The organism is Arthrobacter sp. YD4 (genome assembly GCF_030410515.1).
Taxonomy (GTDB): Bacteria; Actinomycetota; Actinomycetes; order Actinomycetales; family Micrococcaceae; genus Arthrobacter.
On record NZ_JAUHHD010000001.1, the window covers coordinates 254,151 to 278,321 of the forward strand.

Consider the following 24,171-nt stretch of genomic DNA (forward strand, 5'->3'; position numbering starts at 1 on the left):
AGATGGTGCATGTGGTGCAGCCGGAACTACACGGTGGCCTAGTGCTGGTGGCCGGCGTGCTCGTCTTCGTCGGCCGGCTTCTCCGCCACCAGGGTCTCGGTGGTGAGAACCAGCGCGGCGATGGAGGCAGCGTTCCGAAGGGCGGCGCGGGTGACCTTGACGGGGTCGATCACGCCGGCGGCGATCAGGTCCTCGTACTCACCGGTCTTCGCGTTGAAGCCCTGGTTGACGGCCGAGTCCGCCACCCGAGCGGCAACGACGTAGCCGTCGAAGCCGGCGTTCTGGGCGATCCAGCGCAGCGGCTGGGTCAGTGCCCGGCGGACGATGCCCACGGCTGCTGCCGCGTCGCCGTCGAGCGCCTTGACTGTCGGGTCCTCGTCGAGGGCCTTGAGGGCGTGGACCAGGGCCGAACCGCCGCCGGAGACGATGCCCTCTTCCAGCGCGGCGCGCGTGGAGGACACGGCATCTTCGATGCGGTGCTTCTTTTCCTTCAGCTCGACCTCGGTGGCGGCGCCGACCTTGATCACGCCGATGCCGCCGGCCAGCTTGGCCAGGCGTTCCTGCAGCTTTTCCTTGTCCCAGTCCGAGTCGGTGCGGGTCAGCTCGGCGCGCAGCTGTGCGACACGGGCCGCGACGTCCTCGGCAGAACCGGCACCGTCGACGATCGTGGTGTTGTCCTTGGTGACGGTGATACGCCGCGCGGTACCGAGGACCTCCAGGCCCACGGTGTCCAGGCTGAGGCCCAGTTCCGGGGAGACGACCTGCGCGCCGGTCAGGGTCGCGATGTCCTGCAGCATGGCCTTGCGGCGGTCACCGAAGCCGGGAGCCTTGACGGCGACGACGTTCAGGGTGCCGCGGATGCGGTTGACGATCAGCGTGGACAGGGCCTCGCCGTCGACGTCCTCGGCAATGATGAAGAGCGGCTTGGAGGCCTGCAGGGCCTTCTCCAGCAGCGGCAGGAAGTCCTGCAGCGAAGAGATCTTGCCCTGGTTGATCAGGATGAGGGCGTCCTCGAGGACGGCTTCCTGGCGGTCCGCGTCGGTGATGAAGTACGGGGACAGGTAGCCCTTGTCGAACTGCATGCCCTCGGTAAGGACGAGTTCGGTCTGCGTGGTGGAGGACTCCTCGATGGTGATCACACCATCCTTGCCGACCTTGCCGAACGCCTCGGCCAGCAGTTCGCCGACCTCGTCGCTCTGCGCGGAGATGGCGGCAACGTTGGCCACCTGGGTGCCCTCAACCGGACGGGCGTTCTCCAGCAGGCGGGCGGCGATGGCCTCGACGGAGACCTCGATGCCGCGCTTGATCTGGCCCGGGGCGGCGCCGGCGGCAACGTTGCGCAGGCCTTCCTTGACCAGGGCCTGCGCCAGCACCGTTGCGGTGGTGGTGCCGTCACCGGCGACGTCGTTGGTCTTGGTGGCGACCTCCTTGGCCAGCTGCGCGCCCAGGTTCTCGTAGGGGTCGTCCAGCTCAACCTCGCGGGCGATGGTCACGCCGTCGTTGGTGATCGTGGGGGCGCCCCACTTCTTGTCCAGCACGACGTTGCGGCCGCGGGGGCCGAGCGTCACCTTGACGGTGTTGGCGAGCTTATCGATACCGGCCTCGAGGGACCGGCGGGCAGCGTCGTTAAACGCGAGCTGCTTTGCCATGGTGTTGTCCTTTCACGAAAGAACCCCGCGCAGCCGTCCCGTTCATTACTGACGGTCCGGCGGCGCGGGGATCCAAGAGAGTTACTTTACGACGATCGCCAGAACGTCGCGGGCGGACAGTACGAGGTACTCGACACCGCCGGTCTTGACTTCGGTTCCGCCGTACTTGGAGTAGATGACGACGTCGCCAACGGCAACGTCGACGGGAACGCGGTTGCCGTTGTCATCGAAGCGGCCGGGGCCTACCGCGACAACTTCGCCTTCCTGCGGCTTCTCCTGTGCGGAGTCCGGGATAACCAGGCCGGAGGCCGTGGTCTGCTCGGCTTCGAGCGGGCGGACAACAATACGATCCTCAAGAGGCTTAATAGAGACCGACACTCGGACCTCTCCTTTTCGTCAGCAAATTCATGGACTTCAAAGCGGTGGTGCCATGCGTACAGACCGTCGTCGCGGTGCCGGCAGCAGCCTGGCAGCTGATGCTTTGGTGTTAGCACCCGCCTAGGGGGAGTGCTAATGACGACTCTATGTAAGGAGTTAGCACTCGGTCAAGGTGAGTGCCAGAAGTTCATCTGTGGCGAACGGCCGCCTGATGTCCGGATGGGCAAGCAGCCCGGCTACTCCCCCGCCAGGTCGTCGTAGTCCCACTCCAGCCCGTCGTCGTCCTCGTCCACCCGGGGCGCGTCGTTGCGCGTCCGGTAGAGCAGGAAGCCGCCGGCCAGGGCCGCGAGGAGGCCGGCGATCAGGAAGATGATGCTGCCGATCCGGACCCCGGCGTAGGTGTCGCGGATGGCCCGGGCCTCGTCGGTGGCGTCCGCGACGTCCTTGCCGTCCACCGAGTAAACCGTTGCGTTGAAGGTGTCGAGGAGGAAGATGATCACCAGGAGCGCGGCGCAGACGACGGCGACCACGACGCCGGCGACCAGGGCCGGGCGGGCGTAGCGGGCCAATCCCCGGCGGCCCGGGGCCTCCCCCTCCGCCGTTCCATCGGTTTCCGTGTTCCTGTCGTTCATGCCGTCAAGCCTAGTGGGCGCCGCGGGGTTCCCGGGCCTGAACTACGATCGATGGCATGGCTGAGACACCGCAGGACCAGATCGCACCACTGCTCAATCCGGCGGGGTGGGAACTGCTGTCCTCGCTGGGCCCGTACCGCGAGGAGGAGGCGTTCCAGCTCAACGCGGCGCTCCGCAAGGCCGGTCACCCGGCGGATCTGGTCTCCGCGGCCTTGACGCAGTCCCGGCTGCGGACCAAGGCGGAGGCCAAGTTCGGCGAATTCGCCCGGCAGATGATCTTTACCCGTGCGGGCCTGGAGCAGGCCACGCGGCTCACGGTCGCCGCCCGGCACGCCCAGCGCTTCGCGGAGGCGGGGGTCACCCACGTCGCGGACCTGGGCTGCGGCCTCGGCGCCGATGCGATGGCCCTGGCGTCCCTGGACCTGACGGTGACCGCGGTGGAGCTGGATGAGACCACTGCTGCCTGCGCCACCATGAACCTGATCCCGTTCCGGAACGCCACCGTGGTGCACGCCGACGCGGAATCCGTGCCGCTGGACGGGATCGACGGGGTCTGGTTGGACCCGGCCCGCCGGACCACGTCCACCTCGGGCACCACCAGGCTCTGGGACCCGGAAGACTTTTCCCCGCCGTTGTCCTTTGTCGAGTCGCTGGCCGCCTCCGGCCGCGCCGTCGGCGTGAAGATGGGCCCCGGGATCCCCCACACCGCAATTCCCGCGGACTGCGAGGCACAGTGGGTGTCGGTAGGCGGCGACGTCACCGAGGTCGCCCTCTGGTTCAACGCCGTCCGCCGCCCGGGAATCCGCCGCGCCGCGCTGGTGCTCGGCCCGCGGGGCGCGGCGGAGCTCACTAGCGCCGGGGATTTCGACGGCGGCCCGGCGGCCCCCGTCGGCCCGGTATCCGGGTACCTCTACGAACCCGACGGGGCCGTGATCCGCGCCGGACTGGTGGCCGACGTCGCGCTCCGGCTCGGCGGACACCTGGTGGACGAGCACATCGCCTACATCTGCGCCCCCGAACTGCAGGACACCCCGTTCGCCCGCGCCTATGAGGTCCTCGAGGTGATGCCGCTCAACGTCAAGGCCCTCAAAGCCTGGGTCAGGGAGAACGGTATCGGCGTGCTCGAGATCAAGAAGCGCGGCGTGGCCGTGACCCCGGAGGAACTGCGCGGGCAGCTGCTGCCCGGCGGCCGGGCCGCGAAGAAGGCCAAGAACAAGGCCACCCTGGTCCTCACCCGGATCGGCGAGGACCGGGTTGCCGTCGCGGTACGTCCAGTCGCCCCGTAGGGCTCTGTAGCGCCGGGCGGCGACCTTACTGGGCGCGCATGAACTCCTCGGCGGCCCGTACCTGCTCCTCGCTGGGACGGATGCCGGTGTAGAGGACGAACTGTTCCAGCGCCTGGATGGTGGCCACCTCGGCGCCCGTGATGACCTTCTTCCCGGCGGTCCGCGCGGCCTTGATCAGCGGCGTCTCGGCGGGCAGGGCGACGACGTCGAATACCACCTCGGCTTCCTCCACCGCCCACTGCGGGTAGGCCAGGGCGTCCGCCTCGGCGCCGCCCGCCATGCCGATGGGCGTGACATTGATCAGCAGCGCGGCGGGGTCCACACCATCGCCTTGGGCCGGAACGTCGGCGCGCCAGGCGAAACCGTAGAGGTCGGCGAGCGCCCGGCCGGCGTCCTCGTTGCGGGCAATGATGGTGACGTCCCGGAACCCGGCGTCGCGCAACGCGGCCGCCGTCGCCTTCGCCATGCCGCCGGCACCGCGGAGCCAGACGGAGTAGTCCACCGGCACGGCGTTGCGCTGCAGGAGCTGTTCGATGGCGGTGTAGTCGGTGTTATAGGCGGTGAGGGTGCCACCGTCGTTGACGATCGTGTTGACCGAGTCGATGGCCTTCGCGGACGGGTCCATGACGTCCACGAGGTCGATCACGTCCTCCTTGTACGGCATCGACACGGCGCAGCCGCGGATCCCCAGCCCGCGGACCCCGGCGATCGCCTGGCCCAGGTCCGTGGGGGCGAAGGCCTTGTAGATCCAGTTCAGGCCGAGCTGCTCGTACAGGTGGTTGTGGAAGCGCGTCCCGTTGTTGCTCGGGCGGGCCGAGAGCGAGATACACAGCGTCATGTCTTTGTTCAGGATAGGCACCGCTCCATTAAACGCCACCGGGCGGGACCGTACCCTGCCTAGGGACAGCGGCCATGTCCAGCTCTCTGGTGCAGCTCCCAGATTCAGCGCCTAGGCGCAGCCGGCCCCCGGGCCCTGCGCGCCCACGGCCACCGGCAGTTTCCCCGGCGCCGGCGCCTTGCCGGCCAGCACCGCCGCGAGGGCTTCGAAGGCTTCCCGGCTCCGGCCGTAGAGGGCGATTTTGGCCGGGGCAGCGGACTTCTCCAGCGGCCAGGGCGCGTCAAGGGCCACCGCGACGTCGGCGGTCACGGGGCCCTCGCCATAGCCGATGAGCGCCACCACCGGGCCGGACCCGACACCGATGCCGGCCTGCCGGGCGGCGGAAGCGAAGCGGGCCCGGTCCTGCTCCGTGCCGCCGGTCACCCGGACGCTCGCGGGCACGATCGGACCCTTGCACGGCCCGGACAGCACCGTGATGGCCTCCTGCGAGACCTTCTCGGAGAGGGCCGATCCACTGCCGGGCGCCGAGGCATGGGCCGGCTGGCTGCGTCCGCGCCAGAGCTGCATGGTCACGACGCGGCGCGCCGCTTCGTCCAGGCGTGCGGCCGGCAGGCTGCCGTTGCGGACGGCGGAGACAATCGCGGCGTGCGCGGTGTCCACCGAGGCGGGCATCAGGATCAAGTCCGCCCCCGCCGCGAGCGCCAGGGGCGCGGACGAATCGTTGGGGAACTGCTCCGTAATGGCGCCCATGTTCATGGCGTCGGTGACCGCCACGCCCTTGAACCCCATGCGGCGCAATTCGGCATAGGAGGCGGCCGAGACGGAGGCGGGGACTCCGGGCTGGAGGGCGGGCACCGCGATGTGGCCGGTCATGACCATGGGCAGGCCCGCGTCAATCGCGGCTTGGAAGGGCTTGAGGTCACGGGCCCGGAGCTGGTCCAGGCTGGCGCCCTGGACCGGAAGTCCCTGGTGCGAGTTGACGCTGACGGACCCATGGCCGGGAAAGTGCTTGGCCGCGGGCAGCACGCCGGCATCCAGCATGCCCTTGGAGAACGCGGTCCCGACGGCGGCCGCAGTATCCGGGCTGCCGGAGAACGAGCGGGCACCGATCGTGGGATCCGCCGGCCCCATGGTCACGTCCGCCGCCGGGGCGAAGTCGACGTTGAAGCCCACCCCTGCCAGTTCGGCCGAGAGGGCCCGTCCGGCGTCGGCGGCCAGCGGGTCACTGCCGGCGGCGCCGAAGCTCATGGGGGCCGGCCATTCGGTCAGCGGGGCGCGCAGGCGGGCCACCAGCCCACCTTCCTGGTCGACGCCGATCAGGCCGGGCCAGCCACGGCCGTCGGCGCGAGCCGCCCGCTGCAGCCGGTCGGTGGCGGCGCGCATGGCGGTGGTGTCCACCTGGCCGGTCGCCGTCGCGGGAACGTTGTCGCCCATCACGATCGACCCGGCCAGGTGCAGCCGTTCCACCGTCTTGCCGTGCGCCTCGACGTCGAGCCCGGCGAAGGAGGCCAGCAGGACCTGGCCCGCCTTCTGCTCCAGGGACATTCCCGCCACCGCCCGGGCGGCGGCGTCGGCGTCGGCCTGCTCGGGTCCCCAGCCGAGGGGCTGCGCGGAGGGTTGGCCGGACTTCCCGGCGGAGCCGGTGCCTGGGGCGGCCAGGGCGGAGCATCCGGCGGCCGGGAGCACGAGCCCCGCCAGCAGAGCCGCGGTCACGGGCAACAGGTTCCGGTTGTGAAGACTCTCACGCATCAGCTGTAACTTGACCACCAGCTCGATGCTACCCCTGCACTAGACTTGGGACATTGTTGCCATACCCCCGCTCGCCGCCCCGGCTGCGGTGACGGCGCACATAACCACCGGCGAGCGCCGCCACTACAGCGAAGGGACCGCATGAAGATCGAGTTCGCTTCATCCAGGCAGTCAACACTCGGCGTCGAATGGGAGCTGGCCCTCGTCGACGCCGAGACCGGCGAGCTCGCCTCGGTCGCCAAGGAGGTGCTGCGCGGCGTCGCCGCCCGGCACCCGGAACTCAACGAGGACGACGAGCACCCGCACATCAAGCAGGAGCTGCTGCTCAACACGGTGGAGCTGGTCACGGGGATCTGCACCACGGTGGCCGAGGCCAAGGCGGACCTGGCGGGATCGCTTTCCGCGCTCCGTGAGGTCACGGACCCGATGGGCGTGGAGGTCTTCTGCGCCGGCTCCCATCCGTTCAGCCCGCCGCAGCTGCAGCCGGTGACGGACAAGGAACGCTACGCCAAGCTGATCGACCGCACCCAGTGGTGGGGCCGGCAGATGGTGATCTATGGCGTCCATGTCCACATCGGCCTGGACAGCCGCGACAAGGTCCTGCCCGTGCTCGACGGCCTGGTCAACTACTTTCCGCACTTCCAGGCCCTCTCCGCGTCCAGCCCGTTCTGGGGCGGCGAGGACACCGGCTACGCCTCGCAGCGGGCCCTGATGTTCCAGCAATTGCCCACCGCGGGCCTGCCGTTCCAGTTCGGCAGCTGGGAGGACTACGAGTCCTACGTCCAGGACATGTTCACCACCGGGGTGATCGACGCGCTCTCCGAGATCCGCTGGGATATCCGGCCCGTGCCCAACCTCGGCACCATCGAGATGCGCATCTGCGACGGCCTGGCCACCTTGGAGGAGGTCGGAGCGATCGCGGCCCTGACCCAGTGCCTGGTCCACGAGTTCTCCACCATCCTGGACAACGGCGGGACCATCCCCACCATGCCGCCCTGGCACGTGCAGGAGAACAAGTGGCGGGCCGCCCGGTACGGCCTGGACGCGATCATCATCCTCGACGCCGAGGGGAACGAACAGCTCGTCACGGACCACCTTCGGGAGACCCTGGACCGGCTCGCCCCGATCGCCGAGCAGCTGGGCTGCGCCGCCGAGCTGGGCGACGTCGCCAAAATCATCGACCGCGGGGCCGGCTACCAGCGGCAGCGCCGCGTCGCCGCCGAACACGGCGGCGACCTGCGCGCCGTCGTACTGGACCTGGTCAAGCAGATGCGGCAGGGCCCGGCGGCCTGACGCCTCCCGCCCTACGGCGCGGTCCGGCCGGGATGCCGGCCGGACCCTTCGCCTCGAACCCTCCGCCGGCTCAGACCGAGACGGATGTGACCGGCATCGAGGAATCCGGCGCGAAACCGATCCCGCTGGGCGCCGTCCCGGCCATCACCAGCTGCGCCCCGAGGGCGGCCACCATGGCACCGTTGTCCGTGCAGAGGCTCAGCGGCGGCACGGTCAGCCGGATTCCAGCCGAGGTGCAGCGCTGCTCGGTGAGCTGCCGGAGCCGGGAATTGGCCGCCACTCCCCCGCCCAGCAGCAGCTCCGTGATGCCGTGCTCGCGGCAGGCGAGCACCGCCTTGGCCGTGATGACATCCACCACCGCTTCCTGGAAGGCCGCGGCGATATCGGCCACCGGCACCTCCTCGCCTCGGGCCTCGAACTGTTCGACGCAACGCGCAACGGCGGTTTTCAGGCCACTGAACGACCAGTCGTAGCGGTGCGGGCCGGGCTCCTCCGCGGTCCCCATGTACTTGGGCTGGGTGAGCCCGCGGGGGAAGCGGATGGCTTTGGGGTTGCCCGTGCGCGCCAGCTTGTCGATGGCCGGGCCTCCGGGGTAGCCCAGGCCCAGCAGCCGGGCCACCTTGTCGTAGGCCTCACCGGCGGCATCGTCGATCGTCGATCCGAGCAGTTCCACGTCGTCGGTGATGCTGCGGATGCGCAGGATCTCGGTGTGCCCGCCGGAGACCAGGAGGGCGCCAAGGTTGTCGGGCAGGGCCGCCGGCTGTCCGGGACCGCCTGCGCCGTCCGTGTCCAGCAGCCCGACGCCCACGTGCGCCACCAGGTGATTGATCGCGTAGAGCGGCTTCCCGGTGGCCACGGCCAGCGCCTTGGCCGCGCAGACCCCCACCATCAGGGCCCCGGCCAGGCCGGGTCCGGAGGTCACGGCGATCGCGTCAATGTCGTCCAGGGCCACGTCCGCGGCGGCCAGCGCCTCGGTCAACGTGGGAACGAAGGCGTCCAGGTGGGCGCGGGAGGCGATCTCGGGGATGACGCCGCCGAAACGGACGTGTTCCTCCATCGAGGAGGACACGGTGTTGGCCAGGAGGCGGGTGCCGCGGACGATGCCGACGCCGGTCTCGTCGCAGGAGGATTCGATGCCGAGCACCAGCGGCTGGTGGCTGTGCGGAGCGTTGTTCATGCCTGGCCTGTCTCCTCAGGGTTATCGTCCAGCGTGTGGCCCGGGGTTGCCGGGCCGGTCAGCGTCAGGCGCATGATCAGGGCGTCGACGCCGTCGCGGTAGTAGCGCGGCCGGATGTGGATCTGTTCGAAGCCGAAGCGACGGTAGAGTTGCTGGGCGCGGGGGTTGTCGGCCCGGACCTCGAGCAGCACGTCAGCGGCCCGGCGCCTGCGGCTCTCGGCGATCAGCCGGGTCAGCAGGGCCGAGCCGATGCCGCGGCCCTCCTGCTCGGGGACGACGGCGATGGTCTGGACGTCCGCGATGGGCTCGATGCACATCAGCCCGGCGTAGCCCACGATCCCGCCGTCGGCCTCGGCCACGAGGTAGTGGCGGGTGTCGGTCTGCGAGAGCTCGTCGCTGAACATCTGTAGCGGCCACGCGTCCACGGGGAACAGCCGGACCTCCAGGGCGTGGACGGCCGGGATGTCGGCGGCCGTCATGGGCCGCAGGGTCACGCCCCCGCTAGCCGGTCCGGAGCCGGCGGCGGGTGCCCCGGCGGTCACAGCGCGCGCTTCCGCGGCCCGGGCACCTGGGCGTCGGATTCGCGCAGGTAGAGGGGCGTGGTGTCGGGCAGTTCTTCCCCGGCGGCCAGGCGTGCGAGGGCGAACTGGCCCAGGGACACCGCCTCGGGCTGGCGTTCGGCGAAACCGGCGACGGCGCGTACCTGGTCGGCGTACAGCCCGGCACCGGCACCGTAGACCGGCAGCTCCGGCAGCTCGGAGGCGAAGCCGACATGGGGTCCGTCCGCGAGCTTCGGCAGCTGCCCGGCGGCCAGGGTGTACCGGGCCCAGTACACCTCGCGGCGCCGGGCGTCGGTGGCCACCAGAAACTCGGCGGCGCTGTCGATGGACTCGGCCACCTCGAGGGCGATCGCGTCCAGACTCATCATGCCGTACAGCGGCTTGCCCCAGACGTTCGCGAGGGTCCGGGCGGTGACGATCCCCGAGCGGAGGCCGGTGAAGGGTCCGGGGCCGACGCCGGTGACCACCGCGTCGAGGTCGGCGCCGGTGAGGCCGGCGCCGCTCAGGAGTTTCGCGATGCCGGGAGCGAGGACCTCGGCGTGGCTGCGGGTGTCCTCGGTGGCGAAGCAGCCCACCACGGATTCCAGGGAATCGTCGGAGACGAGGGCCGCGCTGGCAACCGCCGAGGTGTCGATGGCGAGAATCAGCATTTAGTCCTCTTCCTGGGTGCGCGTAGCGTCCGGGCCGGCAGGCAGGGCCGCGGGCGGTTCGGCCCAGCGCGGGCCGAAGCCGCGGAAGACCACGGTGCGGGGCTCGTCGTCGTCCTCGTCCTCGAAGTCGAGCACGCCCTCGAAGGTGGTGTCCGCTTCGGGGACGGGCTGGTGGCCCCCGCCGGGGCGGCTTCCCAGCCTGCGGTGCAGGTCGATTTCCAGGCGGCTCTCGCTCAGGTGCTCCACCCGGTCCCGGCCCCACTCCACCACGGTCACCGCGGAGTCCATGGTGTTTTCGAGGTCGATGTCGTCGATCTCGGCGGCGGACTCCAGCCGGTAGGCGTCCACGTGGACCAGGTCCGGACCGCCGGGGCGGGGTCCATTCGGCAGGTTGGGGTGAATCCGGACCAGCACGAACGTCGGGGAGATGATGCCGGCGCGCACACCGAGCCCCTCACCCAGGCCCTGGGTGAACGTGGTCTTGCCGGCGCCGAGTTCCCCGGTGAGCACCAGCAGGTCCCCGGCCCGCAGTTCGGCGCCGAGGGCGGCGGCCAGCGCCTGTGTCTGGGCGGCGGTGGCGACCTCGACGCTGCGCTCCCACACCGGCGCGCTCACAGCGACTCCCCGCCGTCGGCGTCGGGGGCCTCGTTGATGTAGCGGCGCGGCACCCGGGTGCTGATCCGTGTGACGATCTCATAGTTGTTGGTCCCGGCGGCGCGGGCCCAGTCCTCGGCGGTGGGCCCGCCGTCGGCGCCGTCGCCAAAGAGGACGGCCTCCTCGCCCAGCAGCGACGTCCCGCCCGCCGAGACCTCCAGCGGCCCCAGGTCGATCACCATCTGGTCCATTGCGATCCGGCCCACCACCGGGTACGTCCGCTCCGCCACCCGGACGGGTCCGCCGGTGGCAATGCGCGGGACGCCGTCGGCGTAGCCGAGCGGGATGAGGCCCAGGGTGCTGGGGCCGGCAGTGCGGTAGTTCAAACCATAGGAGACGCCCTGGCCGGCGGGGACGTCCTTGCAGTGGGCCACCACCGTGCGCAGGGTCATGGCCGGGCGGAGTCCCACGTCCTCGGCGCCCTGGTCCTCGAACGGCGAAAGGCCGTAGATGCCCAGTCCCACCCGGACCAGGTCGAAATGCGTGTCCGGCCGGGACAGGGTGGCCGGGGTGTTCGCGAGGTGGCGGACCTCGGGGTCGACGCCGGCGTCCTGGGCCATGGCCAGAATGTCGCGGAAGACGGCGAGCTGCGCATCGGTTTCCGGCCGCTCGGGCTCGTCCGCGACGGCCAGGTGGGAGAAGATCCCGACCACGCGCAGCAGGCCCTGGTCCTGGTACTCGAGGGCCTCACCGAGCAGCGAGTCCCAGGCCGCGAGGGTCACGCCGTTGCGGCCCAGGCCGGTGTCCACCTTGAGATGGACCCGGGCGGGGCGTTCCTGTTCGCGGGCGGCCGCGACGATCCGGCCCAGCTCCCAGCCGGAGCAGCCGATGTCGATCCCGGCGGCGACGGCGGCGGCGAAGTTGCTGTCCGGGGTGTGCAGCCAGGCCAGCAGCGGCGCGTCGATGCCGGCGGCGCGGAGGGCGAGGGCCTCGGAGATGTGGGCGACGCCCAGCCAGCTGGCACCGGCGCTGAGCGCGGCGCGGGCCACCGGGATGGCGCCGTGGCCGTAGGCGTCCGCCTTCACCACGGCCATCACCTTCGCCGGGGACGCGACGGCGGCGAGCCGCCGGACATTGTGCCGGACCGCGGCGAGGTCGATGACCGCAGACCGTTCCTCCGCGCGGGCCGGCGCGGCGTCCGCGGACGGCTGGGACTCACCTGATGCTGCTGGGGATATCACCTAACGATTCTACGGGTGGCCCCGGACGCGGCTGAATTCCGGGGCGGGGTCCGTGCTCCCGCCACCACGTCTTAGCCGTCCTAGGCGTCCTACGCGTCCGAGAGGTGCGCGATGGTAGCCGCGGCCCGACGCTGCGCCGCCGGCGGGACATCACGCACGATCTCCTCGAGGAAACGGTAGCGGCGCAGCCACTGGCTGCCCTGACGTTCCTTCCGGGCGTTGGCCCGCTGCCACCAGTCGGCGAGGTCGCCCCAGCCCGGCGCGGCGAGGGAACCTCCCACGTGCTGCACGGCCAGGGCGGCGCAGAGATTGGCAAAGCGCAGCCGGTCCCCCAGCGGCCAGCCGGCCAGGCAGCCCACGATGAACGCCGCGGCAAAACAGTCGCCGGCACCGGTGGGATCAAAGGCGGTGACGGGAAGCGACGGCACCCATTCCTCCTCGCCGCTCTCCGAGTCCACCGCCATGGCACCCTGCGCGCCGAGGGTCACCACGGCCACCGGCACCCGGTCCGCGAGCGCGTAGAGCGCCGCCCATGGGTTGTCCTTGCCGGTGAAGGCCATCGCCTCCTGCTGGTTGGGCAGGAAGGCGTGGAAGTAGCGCAGGTTCTCCAGCCGCGCCCGCGCCCAGGTTTCCGTGGGGTCCCAGCCGACATCGCCGAAGAGCCGGACGCCGGCCCGGTGCGCGGCCACGGCCCACGGTTCCATCTCCTCGGCGAGGTCGGCGACGGCGGCGAGCGCGAGCGGCGGTGACCCGATCAGTTCGGTGGCGGAGACGGGCGCCGGGTGGCCGTGGGTGATCATGGACCGGTCCTTTTCCACGCTGAGGGACACGGTGACGGGCGAGTGCCAGCCGGGAATCCGGCGGGACAGCGAGAGGTCCACATGCTCCTGCCCGGCCAGGATCTTCCAGTTCTCCTCGCCGTACCCGTCGTCGCCAAAGACCGCCGCGAGGCCCGTCCGCAAGCCCAGCCGGGCCGCGGCGATGGCCTGGTTCGCCACCCCGCCCGGGCAGCTGCCCATGCCCTCGCTCCAGATCTCGGTTCCCGGCCGCGGCGCGTGCGGCAGTCCGGTGAAGATGATGTCCTGGAACACGGTGCCCGTCAGCAGCACGTCGAATCCCAGGGCCGCCGGGGAGCGGACGGCGGCAAGCGGATCGAAACGCGGCGCTGGGATCGCGTCCATACTCCGCAGGGTACGCCCGCCGGCCCGGTCCCGGTAGCGTCTTTGGTCCGCCCCTCCCCCGCCGCCGGCGGACGGGCCTACACTGCTGGCATGCGGCTCATGGTTGCCGGCGGCGGCGGGTTCCGGGTGCCGCTCATTTACCGGGCGCTCTGCACCGGCCCGTACGCCGGGCTGGTGGACGAGTGCGTGCTGTACGACGTCGATGCGCACCGGCTGGAGGCCATCGGGGCGGTGCTGGCGTCGTTCCGGGCCGGGCTTCCGGACGGTGCGCCCGCCCCGGCGGTTCGGATATCCACGTCCCTGGAGTTGGCCCTCACCGGGGCGGACATGGTCTTCGCCGCCGTCCGCCCCGGCGGAACCGCGGGACGAGTGGCGGACGAACGGGTGGCTCAGGGCCTAGGGCTGCTGGGACAGGAAACCACCGGCGCGGGTGGGATCTCGTACGCGCTGCGGAGCATCCCCCCGATGCTCGAGCTCGCCGAGGCCATGCGGCGATTGTGTCCCGGGGCCTGGCTGGTGAACTTCACCAACCCGGCAGGGATGGTCACGGAGGCCCTGATCCCGGTGCTGGGGCCGAAGGTGGTCGGGATCTGTGATTCCGCCGGCGGCCTGGCCCATCGGGCGGCGCGGGCCGCCGGGGTAGCACTGCCGGACGGCGTTCTGGCGGGGGTGGGCTATTACGGGCTGAACCATCTCGGCTGGCTGTACCGGCTTGAGGCCGACGGCCGGGACCTCCTGCCGGAGCTGCTGGCCGATCCGCGGAAACTGGCCGGGGTCGAGGAGGGCCGCCTTTTTTCCCCGGAACTTCTGGCCCGGCTGGGCTGCCTGCCGAACGAGTACCTCTTCTACTACTACGCCGCAGGGCAGGCCGCCGCCGCGATGCGGTCCGCGGCGGAGACCCGCGGCGAGTCCATCCACCGGCAGCAGGCCGGGCTGTACCCGCGGCTGGCCGGGGCGGGGGCGGAGGCCTACGCGCTGTGGGACGCCGCGCGCCGGTCCCGCGAGGAGGGCTACCTCGCCGAGGCCAGGCCAGGCGGCGAACACCGGGACGAGGAGGATCTCGCCGGGGGCGGGTACGAGAGGGTGGCGCTGGCCCTGATGCGGGCGCTCTCCGGCGGCCCGGAGACGGAGTTGATCCTCAACGTCCCCAACACCCGGCCGCCCACAGGGCCCGGCGGAGGCGGGGGTCCTGCCATCCCGGGCCTGCCGGCGGACGCCGTCGTCGAGGTGCCGTGCCGCGTCAATGCCGACGGCGTCGTTCCGCTCGCCCAGGACCGCCCGGCCCAGGCGCAGCTGGACCTGATGCGCCGGGTGAAAGAGGTCGAGCGGCTGGTGGTCCGGGCCACGACGCCGGGGCCGGACTCACGGTCGGGTGTTCAGGGGAGCGACGGCACCGCCGGCGGCGGTTCCAGCGCTATCTCCGGATCGGCACGAAGGGAAGCCGCGCTGACCGCCTTCGCCCGCCACCCGCTGGTCGACTCCGAGGTACTGGCCGCGAGGTTGCTGGCCGGGTACGAGGCGGCCTTCCCCCGGCTCGCCGCGCTGTGGCAGGACTCACCGGGCCGTTGAGGAAAAACCCGGCGGAGGGGAAAGCCTGCGTGGGAGCGGACGTACCTACAACATCCGGTGCATGACATGCAGGCCCACGAACCCTTGCTCCGGGTGCTGGAAGGCTTCGGGAATGGTGGCCAGGATGGTGAAGCCCATGCCCTGCCAGGCGGCGACCGCCCTGACGTTGGTTTCCACCACGGCGTTGAACTGCATGGCCCGGAAGCCCTCCCGGCGGGCGGCGTCGAGGGAGTAGGTGCAGAGCGCGCGGGCCAGGCCGCGGCCACCAAACCCGGCCCGCACCATGTAGCCCGCATTCGCCACGTGGCGCCCGCCGCCACCTTGGTTGGCGTGCAGCTCCCCCGTGCCCAGCACGACGCCGTCGTGCTCGCCTGTGCCCACGGCGACGAAGGTGCGGCCCGGCGCCGTCTTGACCCACTTGGACCGCGCAGCGTCCTCGGTGGTGTCCCGGTCCCAGGTGAAGGTCTCACCGGCACGGATCACCGGCTCCAGGATTTCCCAGATGCCGGGCCAGTCGCGGTCCATGGCGTCCCTGATGATCCAGTCGGCGGTTTCCTGCGGGGCCTTGTCAACGGTGCTCACAGCGGCCACCGTACCAGCGGGGCTCGGACGGGGCACGGCGGGGCACCCGCGGGCGCCGGCCGGCCGGGTCCCGGGCGGCAACCCGAGCCCCCGCAGGAGTAGTGTTTTACCGAATCCACGTCCCCGGAACGCCGGGAACCGCACCCTGAGAGGAAGGACACCACGATGCCGCTGGTCCGTCGGGTCGCATTCCTCTCGCTGCACACCTCCCCCATGGAACAGCCCGGATCCGGCGACGCCGGCGGCATGAACGTCTACATCCGGGCCCTGGCCGCAGCCCTCGCGGAATCCGGCGTCGAGGTGGAGATTTTCACCCGCTCCACCGCGGCGGACCAGCCCGCCGTCGAGCACCCATCCCCCGGCGTGTGCGTGCACAACGTCTTCGCCGGGCCGGCGCGGAAAGTTCCCAAGGAGGAACTACCCGCGCTGCTGCACACGATGGTCGCGGAGATCGACCGGATCAAAGCCGACCAGCCGCGCGGCCGGTACGACCTGATCCACTCGCACTACTGGGTCTCGGGGGTCGCGGGGCTGGAGCTGTCGGAGCTTTGGGGCGTGCCGCTGGTCCACACAATGCACACCATGGCCAAGGTCAAGAATCTGCTGCTGGAGTCCGGTGAAAGGCCCGAGCCGCGGCGCCGCGAAGAGGGCGAACACCGGATCGTCGACGGCGCCACCCGCCTGATCGCGAACACCGCGGCGGAGGCTGCGGAACTGGTCTCGCACTACGACGCGGACCCGGACCGGATTGACGTCGCCCCGCCCGGGGTTGACCTCGATGTCTTCACCCCGGCGTTCCGGGCCAAGGCCCGCAGCGACCACGGCGTGCCGCCGGGCCGTTTCCACCTGCTCTTCGCCGGCCGGATCCAGCGCCTGAAAGGCCCGCAAATCCTGATCAAGGCCGCGGCCCTGCTGCGTGCCCGGCGCCCCGACATTGACCTGCAGGTCACCATCCTCGGCGCGGTGAGCGGGGCGAAGGACTTCGACCTCCAGGCCCTGATCACCGCCGCAGGGATGGACGACGTCGTCACCCACCACCCGCCGGTCAGCGCGCCGAAACTGGCCGGCTGGTACCGCTCCGCCGACGTCGTCGTCATGCCCTCCTACAGCGAATCCTTCGGCCTGGTGGCACTGGAGGCCCAGGCCTGCGGCACCCCCGTGGTCGCCACCCGGGTGGGCGGACTCTCCCGCGCCATCTTCGACGGCAGGACCGGGCTGCTGGTGGAGGGGCACAAGGCCTCGGACTGGGCGGACGCCCTCGAATCCCTGCACGACGACCCGCTGACCCGCGAAGACATGGGCCGCGCGGCGTCCGTGCATGCCCAGGGATTCGGCTGGCACCACACGGCCGCGCTGACGCTGGAGAGCTACCAGGGCGCGCTGGTCCAGTATTTTGGAACACGAAGCACCACGGCGGTGCCCGCTCCCTGACCGGGAGCCCCGCCGGACGCTTGGCCGGGACCGCCGGCACAGCGAATCCACGCCACGAGCCGAAGGACGCCGATGTCAGCCCCCACCTCCCCCGCCGCGCCCGTTCCCAGCGACCTCGAGATCGCCCGGCGCGCCACCATGCGGCCCATCGACGAGGTCGCGGCCGCCGCCGGGATCAACCCCGAGGCGCTGGAACACTACGGCCGGTACAAGGCCAAGATCGATCCGGCCCGGCTCACCGGCGCCGCTACTCCGGCCCGCGGCAAGGTGGTGCTCGTTTCGGCCATGTCACCCACCCCTGCCGGGGAGGGCAAGTCCACCACCACCGTCGGCCTGGCCGATTCCCTGGCCCGCGCCGGCCACCGGGTCATGATCGCGCTGCGCGAGCCCTCGCTGGGCCCCATCCTGGGGATGAAGGGCGGCGCCACCGGCGGAGGCTACTCCCAGGTGCTGCCGATGGACGAGATCAACCTGCACTTCACCGGCGACTTCCACGCCATCACCTCCGCCAACAACGCCCTGATGGCGCTGGTGGACAACCACATCTATCAGGGCAACGCGCTGAACATCGACCCTCGGCGCATGACGTTCAAGCGGGTCCTGGACATGAACGACCGGGCCCTCCGCGAGGTCGTGATCGGGCTCGGCGGCCCGACCCAGGGCGTGCCGCGGCAGGACGGGTTCGACATCACGGTCGCCTCCGAGATCATGGCCGTCTTCTGCCTCGCCACGGACCTGGACGACCTTCGCTCCCGGCTGGGCCGGATCACCTTCGGCTACACCTACGACCGGGAGCCGGTCACGGTCGCCCACCTCGGCGTCGAGGGTGCCCTGACCATGCTGCTCAAGGACGCGATCAAGCCCAACCTGGTGCAGACCATCGCCGGCACACCCGCCCTGGTCCACGGCGGTCCCTTCGCCAACATCGCCCACGGCTGCAACTCCCTGATCGCCACGCAGACGGCCCGCTCCCTGGCGGACATTGTGGTCACCGAGGCCGGCTTCGGCGCCGACCTGGGCGCGGAGAAGTACATGGACATCAAGTCGCGGGTGGGCGATGTGGCACCGTCCGCCGTCGTCGTGGTCGCCACCGTCCGCGCCCTCAAGATGCACGGCGGGGTGGCCAAGGACCGGCTCCAGGAGCCCGACGTCGATGCCCTCGCCGCCGGCGTCGCGAACCTGCAGCGGCACATCCGCAACATCGGCAAGTTCGGCATCACCCCGGTGGTGGCGATCAACAAGTTCGGCACAGACAGCCAGGAGGAACTCGACTGGCTGCTGGCCTGGTGCAAGGCGGAGGGTGTCGAGGCCGCCGTCGCCGACGTCTGGGGTCGGGGCGGCGGGGGCGACGGCGGCGACGAACTCGCCGCGAAGGTTGCCGCAGCAATCGAGGCCCCGCATGGGTTCGCCCCGCTGTACCCGCTGGAGCTGTCCGTGGAGGACAAGATCCGCACCATCGTCCAGGAAATCTACGGCGCCGACGGCGTGGAATTCTCCGTGCCGGCGCTGAAGCGGCTGGCCGACATCGAGAAGAACGGCTGGTCCTCGATGCCCGTGTGCATGGCCAAGACGCAGTACTCGTTCAGTGACGACGCCACCAAGCTGGGCGCACCGAAGGGTTTCACCGTGCATGTCCGGGACCTGATCCCCAAGACCGGAGCGGGCTTCATCGTGGCCCTCACCGGCGCCGTGATGACCATGCCCGGGCTGCCCAAGGTCCCGGCGGCAATGCGGATGGACGTCGACGCCGACGGCAACCCGGTCGGCCTCTTCTAACCCCCCCTCACATCCGGCACTTATCGACGAAACCCTCCCCCACATCCGGCCCTCCCGAACCCGGACCCTCCCTCACATCCGGCACCGACCGACGAAACGCTCCCGCACGTCCGGCACCGACCGACGAAACGCTCCCTCACGTCCGGCACCGACCGACGAAACGCTCCCGCACGTCCGGCACCGACCGACGAAACGCTCCCTCACGTCCGGCACCGATCGTCGAAACGCTCCCTCACGTCCGTCGCGGCTTCTTAGACGGCTGTGGATAACTTCTCCAAAGCTTGTCCAAGTCGTCCACAATGCCAGCATGAGCGCACGAAGAGAGTTGCCGGAGTCGTTGGAGGCCAGACCGTTCACCCTTACTTCTGCGATGTCGTTGGGAGTGACGAGAGCCAGGTTGCGGCAGCCGGATGTCCGGCACGTCAGTCGGGGGCTCTACCGGCCCGCAAGTTGGAGCTTCGAGCTGGAGTCGGCCGCCCGCGCGTTGTCCGAGGCCTCCCCCGGGGCGTGGATCTCACACGTCACGGCCGCTCGGCTTCGCGGCCAACTCTTGCCCCCGTGGCTCTCGGATTCCGAGGAGTTACACCTGAGCAAGCCCCGCGCGCTCCCGGAAGTCCGTCGGAAAGGAATTGTTGGACACACGGTTGTTGCCTTCGACGACGAGGTCGAGACCGTTGATGACATCCGGATCAGCACGCGCTCCCGGACGTGGCTCGACCTGGCCAAACGCTTGAACCTGCCTGAGCTGGTCTGCATGGGGGACGAGCTCGTTCGGATCCCGCGGTTCAACCTGGAGGGACGGAGCGAACCGTTCGGGACCATCGACGGACTGCGTTTGATGCTTTGCCGTCACCCCAATCTGCAGGGGATCGTCCGCGCCCGGGAAGCCCTGGATCTGATGCGCGTGGGAGCCGACTCAGGGCCTGAGACCCTTCTCCGCCTTGCAATGTGCGACGCCGGGCTTCCTGAACCGGAGCTTCAAATAGAACTGCGCCCGGGCAGTTCCGCAACCCCGACGGCCGACCTCGGGTACCGGCGTCGACGCCTCGCGATCCAGTACGATGGCGGTCATCACCTGGAGCCCGCCCAAATCTTCAGCGATCGACGCCGAGATAAGGCCTTCGAAGCCGCTGGCTGGGAAGTGATCCTTTTGACTAAACAAGACCTCGCCGACGGTTTCGTTGCCGCGACGTCCAAAATCAAACGTGTCCTACGCAGCGCATACGTTAGCCCGTCAACCGCCGCCGGCTTTTGATGTCGATTTGAGGGAGCGTCCCGACGGAACCCGCCGATCGTGAGGGAGCGTCCCGACGGAACCCGCCGATCGTGAGGGAGCGTCCTAACGAAACCCGCCAATCCTGAGGGAGCGTGCGGACAGGAATGTCCCTCCGGCAGGAAACCACAATGCTCCCGCACCGGAAGTGCGGGAGCGTCGTGGTGGAACGGGCCGGATCTGAGGGAGCGTCCGGAGGCGGGGAAGGGTTTTAGCGCTCCAGGTCCCCGCGGATGAAGGCCTCGACCTTCTCACGGCCGAGATCGTCGTTGAACTGCTCCGGCGGGGACTTCATGAAGTAGCTCGAGGCGGAGAGCAGCGGGCCGCCGATGCCGCGGTCCAGGCCGATCTTGGCGGCGCGGACGGCGTCGATGATCACGCCGGCGGAGTTGGGCGAGTCCCAGACCTCCAGCTTGTACTCCAGCGACACGGGGGCGTCGCCGAAGTTGCGGCCCTCGAGGCGGACGAAGGCCCACTTGCGGTCGTCCAGCCACTGCACGTAGTCGGACGGGCCGATGTGCACGTCGCGCGCTGCGAGGTCGGCCTCGACGTTGGAGGTCACGGCCTGGGTCTTGGAGATCTTCTTGGACTCGAGCCGGTCGCGTTCCAGCATGTTCTTGAAGTCCATGTTGCCGCCGACGTTCAGCTGGTAGGTGCGGTCCAGGGTTACGCCGCGGTCCTCGAACAGCTTGGCCATCACGCGGTGGGTGATGGTGGCACCGATCTGGCTCTTGATGTCGTCGCCCACGATCGGGACGCCGGCCTCGGTGAACTTGTCCGCCCACTTCTTGGTTCCGGCGATGAAGACCGGCAGGGCGTTGACGAAGGCGACGCCGGCGTCGATGGCGCACTGGGCGTAGAACTCGGCTGCTTCCTGCGAACCGACGGGCAGGTAGCAGACCATGACGTCCACCTGGGCGTCCTTGAGTGCCTGGACGACGTCGACCGGCTCCTCCGGGGACTGCTCGATGGTCTCGAGGTAGTACTTGCCGAGGCCGTCGAGGGTGGGGCCGCGCTGGACGGTGACACCGGTCGGCGGGACGTCCGCGATCTTGATGGTGTTGTTTTCGCTGGCGAGGATGGCGGCGGAGAGGTCCTGGCCCACCTTCTTGCCGTCGACGTCGAACGCCGCCACGAACTGGACGTCGTTGACGTGGTACTTGCCGAACTGGACGTGCATCAGACCCGGGATCGTGGCCTCGGGATCGGCGTCCCGGTAGTACTCGACACCCTGGACCAGCGAGGTGGCGCAGTTACCCACGCCCACGATTGCAACACGAATCGGATTTGCAGACACGAAACTCCCTTAGAGAACCAACAGGTGCCCGGCGAGGCCGTACCGCGAGGGGACGGCGAAGAAGCGGGCACGACGCCGTGCGGCGTCCTTGCATTCTAGTCAACGGTGCCGCGGGCGGGGTTTGTTCCCGTCCGCGGTACCGTTTCGATAACGGACCGGTTACTTCTGGGCCCAGAGGTTGATGTCGGACTCGACGGCGAACTCGTCGATGGCGTCCAGTTCCTCGGCGCTGAAGTCGAGCTTGTTGATCGCGGCGAGGCTGTCCTCAAGCTGCCGGACGCTGGAGGCCCCGACGAGCGCGGAGGTGACCGGGGCGCCCTTGCGCTGGTCGCGCAGGATCCAGGCGATGGCCATCTGGGCCAGGGTCTGGCCGCGGCCCTCGGCGATCCGGTTGAGCCCGCGCACGCGGTCCAGGTTCTCCTCACTAATCATGTCCGTGTCCAGCGACTTGTGCTGGGCGGCACGGGAGTCCTCGGGGACCCCGTTGAGGTAGCGGTCGGTGAGCATGCCCTGGGCCAGGGGTGAGAACGCGATGGACCCGGCCCCCACCTGCTCCAGCGCCTCGTGCAGGCTCGGGCTGCCGTTCTCGGTCCAGCGGTTCAGCATCGAGTAGCTGGGCTGGTGGATCAGCAGGGGCGTGCCGAGGTCCTTCAGGATCCGGGCCGCTTCCAGGGTCTGTTCCGGGGTGTAGGAGGAGATGCCGGCGTAGAGGGCCTTCCCGGAGCGGACCGCCTGGTCCAGGGCGCCCATGGTTTCCTCCAGCGGGGTTTCCGGGTCCGGGCGGTGGCTGTAGAAGATGTCCACGTAGTCCAGGCCCATCCGGCCCAGCGACTGGTCCAGGCTGGCCAGCAGGTACTTGCGGGAGCCCCAGTTGCCGTAGGGGCCGGGCCACATGTCGTAGCCGGCTTTGCTGGAGATGATCAGCTCGTCGCGGTAGGGGGCAAAGTCGTCCCGGAAGTGCCGGCCGAAGTTGGTTTCGGCGCTGCCGTAGGGCGGGCCGTAGTTGTTGGCAAGGTCGAAGTGCGTGACGCCCAGGTCGAAGGCGCGGCGCAGGATGTCCCGCTGTACCTCGAAGGGCTTGTCGTCGCCGAAGTTGTGCCACAGGCCCAGTGAGATGGCCGGCAGTTTCAGGCCGCTGCGCCCGACCCGGCGGTAGGGCATGGTGTCGTAGCGGTTTTCCGCTGCGGTGTAGGTCATGGGTTTCCTTCCGTTCTGGCGTTATTTCCCGGACGAGACGATGCCCGCGCTGTGGCCGGGCAGGCTCAGCGTCCCGCCGTCGAGGGCGACGGCGTCGTCCGTGGCGAGCCCCAGGGAGGACCCGGTGACGGACACTGTCCGGGCCTCGGCGGAGAAGTTCAGGGCGACCTCGGTGCCGCCGCGGCGCAGCAGCAGCCAGCCTTCGTCCTGGCTGAAGTCGACTGCGGTGTCCGCGAACCCGCCGTCGGTGAGGTCCGGCGTCGAGCGTCGCAGGGCGATGAGTTCCCGGTAGAGGTCCAGCAGCCGGGCGTGGTCTCCCTCGGAGGCCTCGGCCCAGTTCAGCTTGGAGCGGGTGAACGTCTCCGGGTCCTGGGGGTCGGGGACGACGTCGGGGTCCCAACCCATGCGTTCGAATTCCTTAATCCGGCCCTCGGCGGTGGCCTTGCCCAGGTCCGGTTCCGGGTGGGAGGTGAAGAACTGCCAGGGCGTGCTGGCTCCGTATTCCTCACCCATGAACAGCATCGGGGTGAACGGGGCGGTGAGGGTGGCGACGGCGGCGAGGGCCAACTGCCCGTAGCCCAGGGTCTGGGAAAGCCGGTCGCCTGTGGCCCGGTTGCCGATCTGGTCATGGTTCTGATTGCAGACCACCAAGGCGGCGGGGTGGACCAGGCCGGTGTTGATCGGCCGGCCGTGGTGACGTTCCCGGAAGCTGGAGTAGCTCCCGTCGTGGAAGAAGCCCTTCTCCAGCACCTTCGCCAGTGCGCCGAGGGACCCGAAGTCCTCGTAGTAGCCGGTGGTTTCGCCGCTGACGTTGACGTGCACGGCGTGGTGGAAGTCGTCGCTCCACTGTCCGGCCAGCCCGTAGCCGTTCGCGTCCCGGGGGTAGAGCAGGCGCGGGTTGTTCAGGTCGGATTCGGCGATCATGGTGGCGGGCCGGCCGGTTTCGGCGGCGACGGCGTCGGCGAGCGCGCCGAAGTCCTCCAGCAGGTGGACGGCGCGTTCGTCCTTGAAGGCGTGCACGGCGTCTAGCCGGAGGCCGTCGACGTGGTAGTCGCGCAGCCACATGGCGGCGTTGTCCAGGATGTAAGAGCGGACGACGTCGGAGCCGGGCCCGTCGAGGTTGACCGAGTCACCCCAGGTGTTGCCCTCGCCGGACTTCAGGTACGGGCCGAAGCGGGGCAGGTAGTTGCCGCTGGGGCCGAGGTGGTTGTAGACCACGTCCTGGATGACGCCCAGCCCGGCGGCGTGGGCGGCGTCGACGAAGCGCTGGTAGGCGGCCGGGCCGCCGTAGCCCTCGTGCACGGTGTACCAGAGGACGCCGTCGTAGCCCCAGTTGTGGGTGCCGTTGAAGCCGTTGACCGGCAGCAGTTCGACGAAGTCGACGCCGAGGTCGGCGAGGTAGTCGAGTTTTCCGGCGGCGGCGTCGAGGGTTCCCTCGGGGGTGAAGGTGCCCAGGTGCAGCTCATAGATGACGCTGCCTTGCAGTTCCCGGCCGGACCAGCCGCCGTCGGCCCACTGGTGTCCGCGGGGGTCGAAGGTCCGGGAGAGGGAGTGGACGCCCTCGGGCTGCCGGCGGGAGCGCGGGTCCGGCAGCGGGCTGTCGTCGCCGTCGAGGAGGTAGCCGTAGTCGACGTCGTCGCCGGCCGGCGCGTCCGCCGCCGTCCACCAGCCCTCGGGGCCTGAGGTTGCGCGGGTCATGGTGTAGCGCTGGCCGCCTGCGAGCAGGACGACGTCCTTGGCCTCCGGCGCCCAGATGTCGAAGCGCGCGGATCCGTCTGTGGGCAGTGTCATTGCCGTTCCCCCTGGGTTGGCGTGGGT

21 protein-coding genes are annotated in these 24,171 nt (G+C 70.0%); 6 read left to right on the forward strand and 15 right to left on the reverse strand.

The annotated features are described in order from the left end of the window. Window positions 1-38 precede the first annotated feature (38 nt). The 3 genes from groL to QWJ39_RS01120 form a co-directional block, all read right to left on the reverse strand. Complete coding sequence (groL, locus tag QWJ39_RS01110; protein WP_290255861.1) at window positions 39-1,649, reverse strand: chaperonin GroEL; 1,611 nt, start codon at window positions 1,647-1,649, stop codon at window positions 39-41. Window positions 1,650-1,730: 81 nt separating this feature from the next. Then, window positions 1,731-2,027: a co-chaperone GroES gene (groES, locus tag QWJ39_RS01115; protein WP_056737866.1), complete on the reverse strand. Its 297-nt coding sequence runs from the start codon at window positions 2,025-2,027 to the stop codon at window positions 1,731-1,733. 236 nt (window positions 2,028-2,263) lie between these two features. Further along, a complete protein-coding gene (locus tag QWJ39_RS01120) occupies window positions 2,264-2,659 on the reverse strand; it encodes a hypothetical protein (protein WP_290255862.1) in 396 nt (131 codons plus the stop codon). 56 nt (window positions 2,660-2,715) lie between these two features. On the opposite strand from QWJ39_RS01120, the gene QWJ39_RS01125 reads away from it, so the two are divergent. Then, window positions 2,716-3,945: a class I SAM-dependent methyltransferase gene (locus tag QWJ39_RS01125; protein WP_290255863.1), complete on the forward strand. Its 1,230-nt coding sequence runs from the start codon at window positions 2,716-2,718 to the stop codon at window positions 3,943-3,945. Window positions 3,946-3,970: 25 nt separating this feature from the next. Here QWJ39_RS01125 and QWJ39_RS01130 read toward each other — a convergent pair whose 3' ends face one another. Together QWJ39_RS01130 and QWJ39_RS01135 are read right to left on the reverse strand one after the other, a co-directional pair. Further along, the gene (locus QWJ39_RS01130) at window positions 3,971-4,804 is read right to left on the reverse strand and encodes a shikimate 5-dehydrogenase (RefSeq protein WP_290255864.1); all 834 of its coding nucleotides are present in this window, start codon (window positions 4,802-4,804) and stop codon (window positions 3,971-3,973) included. Window positions 4,805-4,894: 90 nt separating this feature from the next. Next, window positions 4,895-6,532, reverse strand: a complete 1,638-nt coding sequence (locus QWJ39_RS01135; RefSeq protein ID WP_356902505.1) for a glycoside hydrolase family 3 N-terminal domain-containing protein — start codon at window positions 6,530-6,532, stop codon at window positions 4,895-4,897. Between the two features lie 141 nt (window positions 6,533-6,673). Here QWJ39_RS01135 and QWJ39_RS01140 point away from each other — a divergent pair, with 141 nt between their 5' ends. Next, entirely contained in the window at window positions 6,674-7,825 is a 1,152-nt protein-coding gene (locus QWJ39_RS01140; protein ID WP_290255865.1) for a glutamate--cysteine ligase, read from the forward strand. Between the two features lie 70 nt (window positions 7,826-7,895). Here QWJ39_RS01140 and tsaD read toward each other — a convergent pair whose 3' ends face one another. The 6 genes from tsaD to QWJ39_RS01170 all read right to left on the reverse strand — a co-directional run bounded on the left by tsaD (window position 7,896) and on the right by QWJ39_RS01170 (window position 13,228). Then, a complete protein-coding gene (tsaD, locus tag QWJ39_RS01145; RefSeq protein ID WP_290255866.1) occupies window positions 7,896-9,002 on the reverse strand; it encodes a tRNA (adenosine(37)-N6)-threonylcarbamoyltransferase complex transferase subunit TsaD in 1,107 nt (368 codons plus the stop codon). Continuing rightward, a complete protein-coding gene (gene rimI / locus QWJ39_RS01150) occupies window positions 8,999-9,544 on the reverse strand; it encodes a ribosomal protein S18-alanine N-acetyltransferase (protein WP_356902508.1) in 546 nt (181 codons plus the stop codon). The genes tsaD and rimI overlap by 4 nt, the downstream gene beginning before the upstream one ends. Then, the gene (tsaB, locus tag QWJ39_RS01155) at window positions 9,541-10,212 is read right to left on the reverse strand and encodes a tRNA (adenosine(37)-N6)-threonylcarbamoyltransferase complex dimerization subunit type 1 TsaB (protein WP_290255868.1); all 672 of its coding nucleotides are present in this window, start codon (window positions 10,210-10,212) and stop codon (window positions 9,541-9,543) included. Before tsaB ends, rimI begins: the two co-directional genes overlap by 4 nt. Beyond that, window positions 10,213-10,827, reverse strand: coding sequence for a tRNA (adenosine(37)-N6)-threonylcarbamoyltransferase complex ATPase subunit type 1 TsaE (gene tsaE / locus QWJ39_RS01160; RefSeq protein WP_290255869.1), 615 nt, complete (start codon window positions 10,825-10,827; stop codon window positions 10,213-10,215). It abuts the gene before it with no gap. Next, a complete protein-coding gene (gene alr, locus QWJ39_RS01165) occupies window positions 10,824-12,047 on the reverse strand; it encodes an alanine racemase (protein ID WP_290255870.1) in 1,224 nt (407 codons plus the stop codon). The genes tsaE and alr overlap by 4 nt, the downstream gene beginning before the upstream one ends. Before the next feature lie 89 nt (window positions 12,048-12,136). Continuing rightward, the gene (locus QWJ39_RS01170; RefSeq protein WP_290255871.1) at window positions 12,137-13,228 is read right to left on the reverse strand and encodes a carbohydrate kinase family protein; all 1,092 of its coding nucleotides are present in this window, start codon (window positions 13,226-13,228) and stop codon (window positions 12,137-12,139) included. Window positions 13,229-13,318: 90 nt separating this feature from the next. Here QWJ39_RS01170 and QWJ39_RS01175 point away from each other — a divergent pair, with 90 nt between their 5' ends. Then, window positions 13,319-14,797: a 6-phospho-beta-glucosidase gene (locus QWJ39_RS01175; protein ID WP_290255872.1), complete on the forward strand. Its 1,479-nt coding sequence runs from the start codon at window positions 13,319-13,321 to the stop codon at window positions 14,795-14,797. A gap of 45 nt (window positions 14,798-14,842) precedes the next feature. Here the strand turns inward: QWJ39_RS01175 and QWJ39_RS01180 are convergent, their stop codons facing one another. Further along, complete coding sequence (locus tag QWJ39_RS01180) at window positions 14,843-15,322, reverse strand: GNAT family N-acetyltransferase (RefSeq protein WP_290256473.1); 480 nt, start codon at window positions 15,320-15,322, stop codon at window positions 14,843-14,845. A gap of 222 nt (window positions 15,323-15,544) precedes the next feature. Here QWJ39_RS01180 and mshA point away from each other — a divergent pair, with 222 nt between their 5' ends. The 3 genes from mshA to QWJ39_RS01195 all read left to right on the forward strand — a co-directional run bounded on the left by mshA (window position 15,545) and on the right by QWJ39_RS01195 (window position 19,841). Then, window positions 15,545-16,810, forward strand: coding sequence for a D-inositol-3-phosphate glycosyltransferase (mshA, locus tag QWJ39_RS01185; RefSeq protein WP_290255874.1), 1,266 nt, complete (start codon window positions 15,545-15,547; stop codon window positions 16,808-16,810). A 72-nt stretch (window positions 16,811-16,882) separates the two neighbouring features. Next, window positions 16,883-18,586, forward strand: coding sequence for a formate--tetrahydrofolate ligase (locus QWJ39_RS01190; RefSeq protein WP_290255875.1), 1,704 nt, complete (start codon window positions 16,883-16,885; stop codon window positions 18,584-18,586). Between the two features lie 307 nt (window positions 18,587-18,893). Beyond that, entirely contained in the window at window positions 18,894-19,841 is a 948-nt protein-coding gene (locus QWJ39_RS01195) for a hypothetical protein (protein ID WP_290255876.1), read from the forward strand. Window positions 19,842-20,070: 229 nt separating this feature from the next. Here QWJ39_RS01195 and QWJ39_RS01200 read toward each other — a convergent pair whose 3' ends face one another. The 3 genes from QWJ39_RS01200 to treZ all read right to left on the reverse strand — a co-directional run bounded on the left by QWJ39_RS01200 (window position 20,071) and on the right by treZ (window position 24,144). Further along, a complete protein-coding gene (locus QWJ39_RS01200; RefSeq protein WP_290255877.1) occupies window positions 20,071-21,156 on the reverse strand; it encodes an inositol-3-phosphate synthase in 1,086 nt (361 codons plus the stop codon). A 159-nt stretch (window positions 21,157-21,315) separates the two neighbouring features. Next, the gene (gene mgrA / locus QWJ39_RS01205) at window positions 21,316-22,353 is read right to left on the reverse strand and encodes an L-glyceraldehyde 3-phosphate reductase (protein ID WP_290255878.1); all 1,038 of its coding nucleotides are present in this window, start codon (window positions 22,351-22,353) and stop codon (window positions 21,316-21,318) included. Between the two features lie 21 nt (window positions 22,354-22,374). Beyond that, window positions 22,375-24,144 carry a malto-oligosyltrehalose trehalohydrolase gene (gene treZ / locus QWJ39_RS01210; RefSeq protein WP_290255879.1) on the reverse strand — a complete coding sequence of 590 codons (1,770 nt, stop codon included), beginning with the start codon at window positions 24,142-24,144 and terminating at the stop codon, window positions 22,375-22,377. Window positions 24,145-24,171 lie beyond the last annotated feature (27 nt).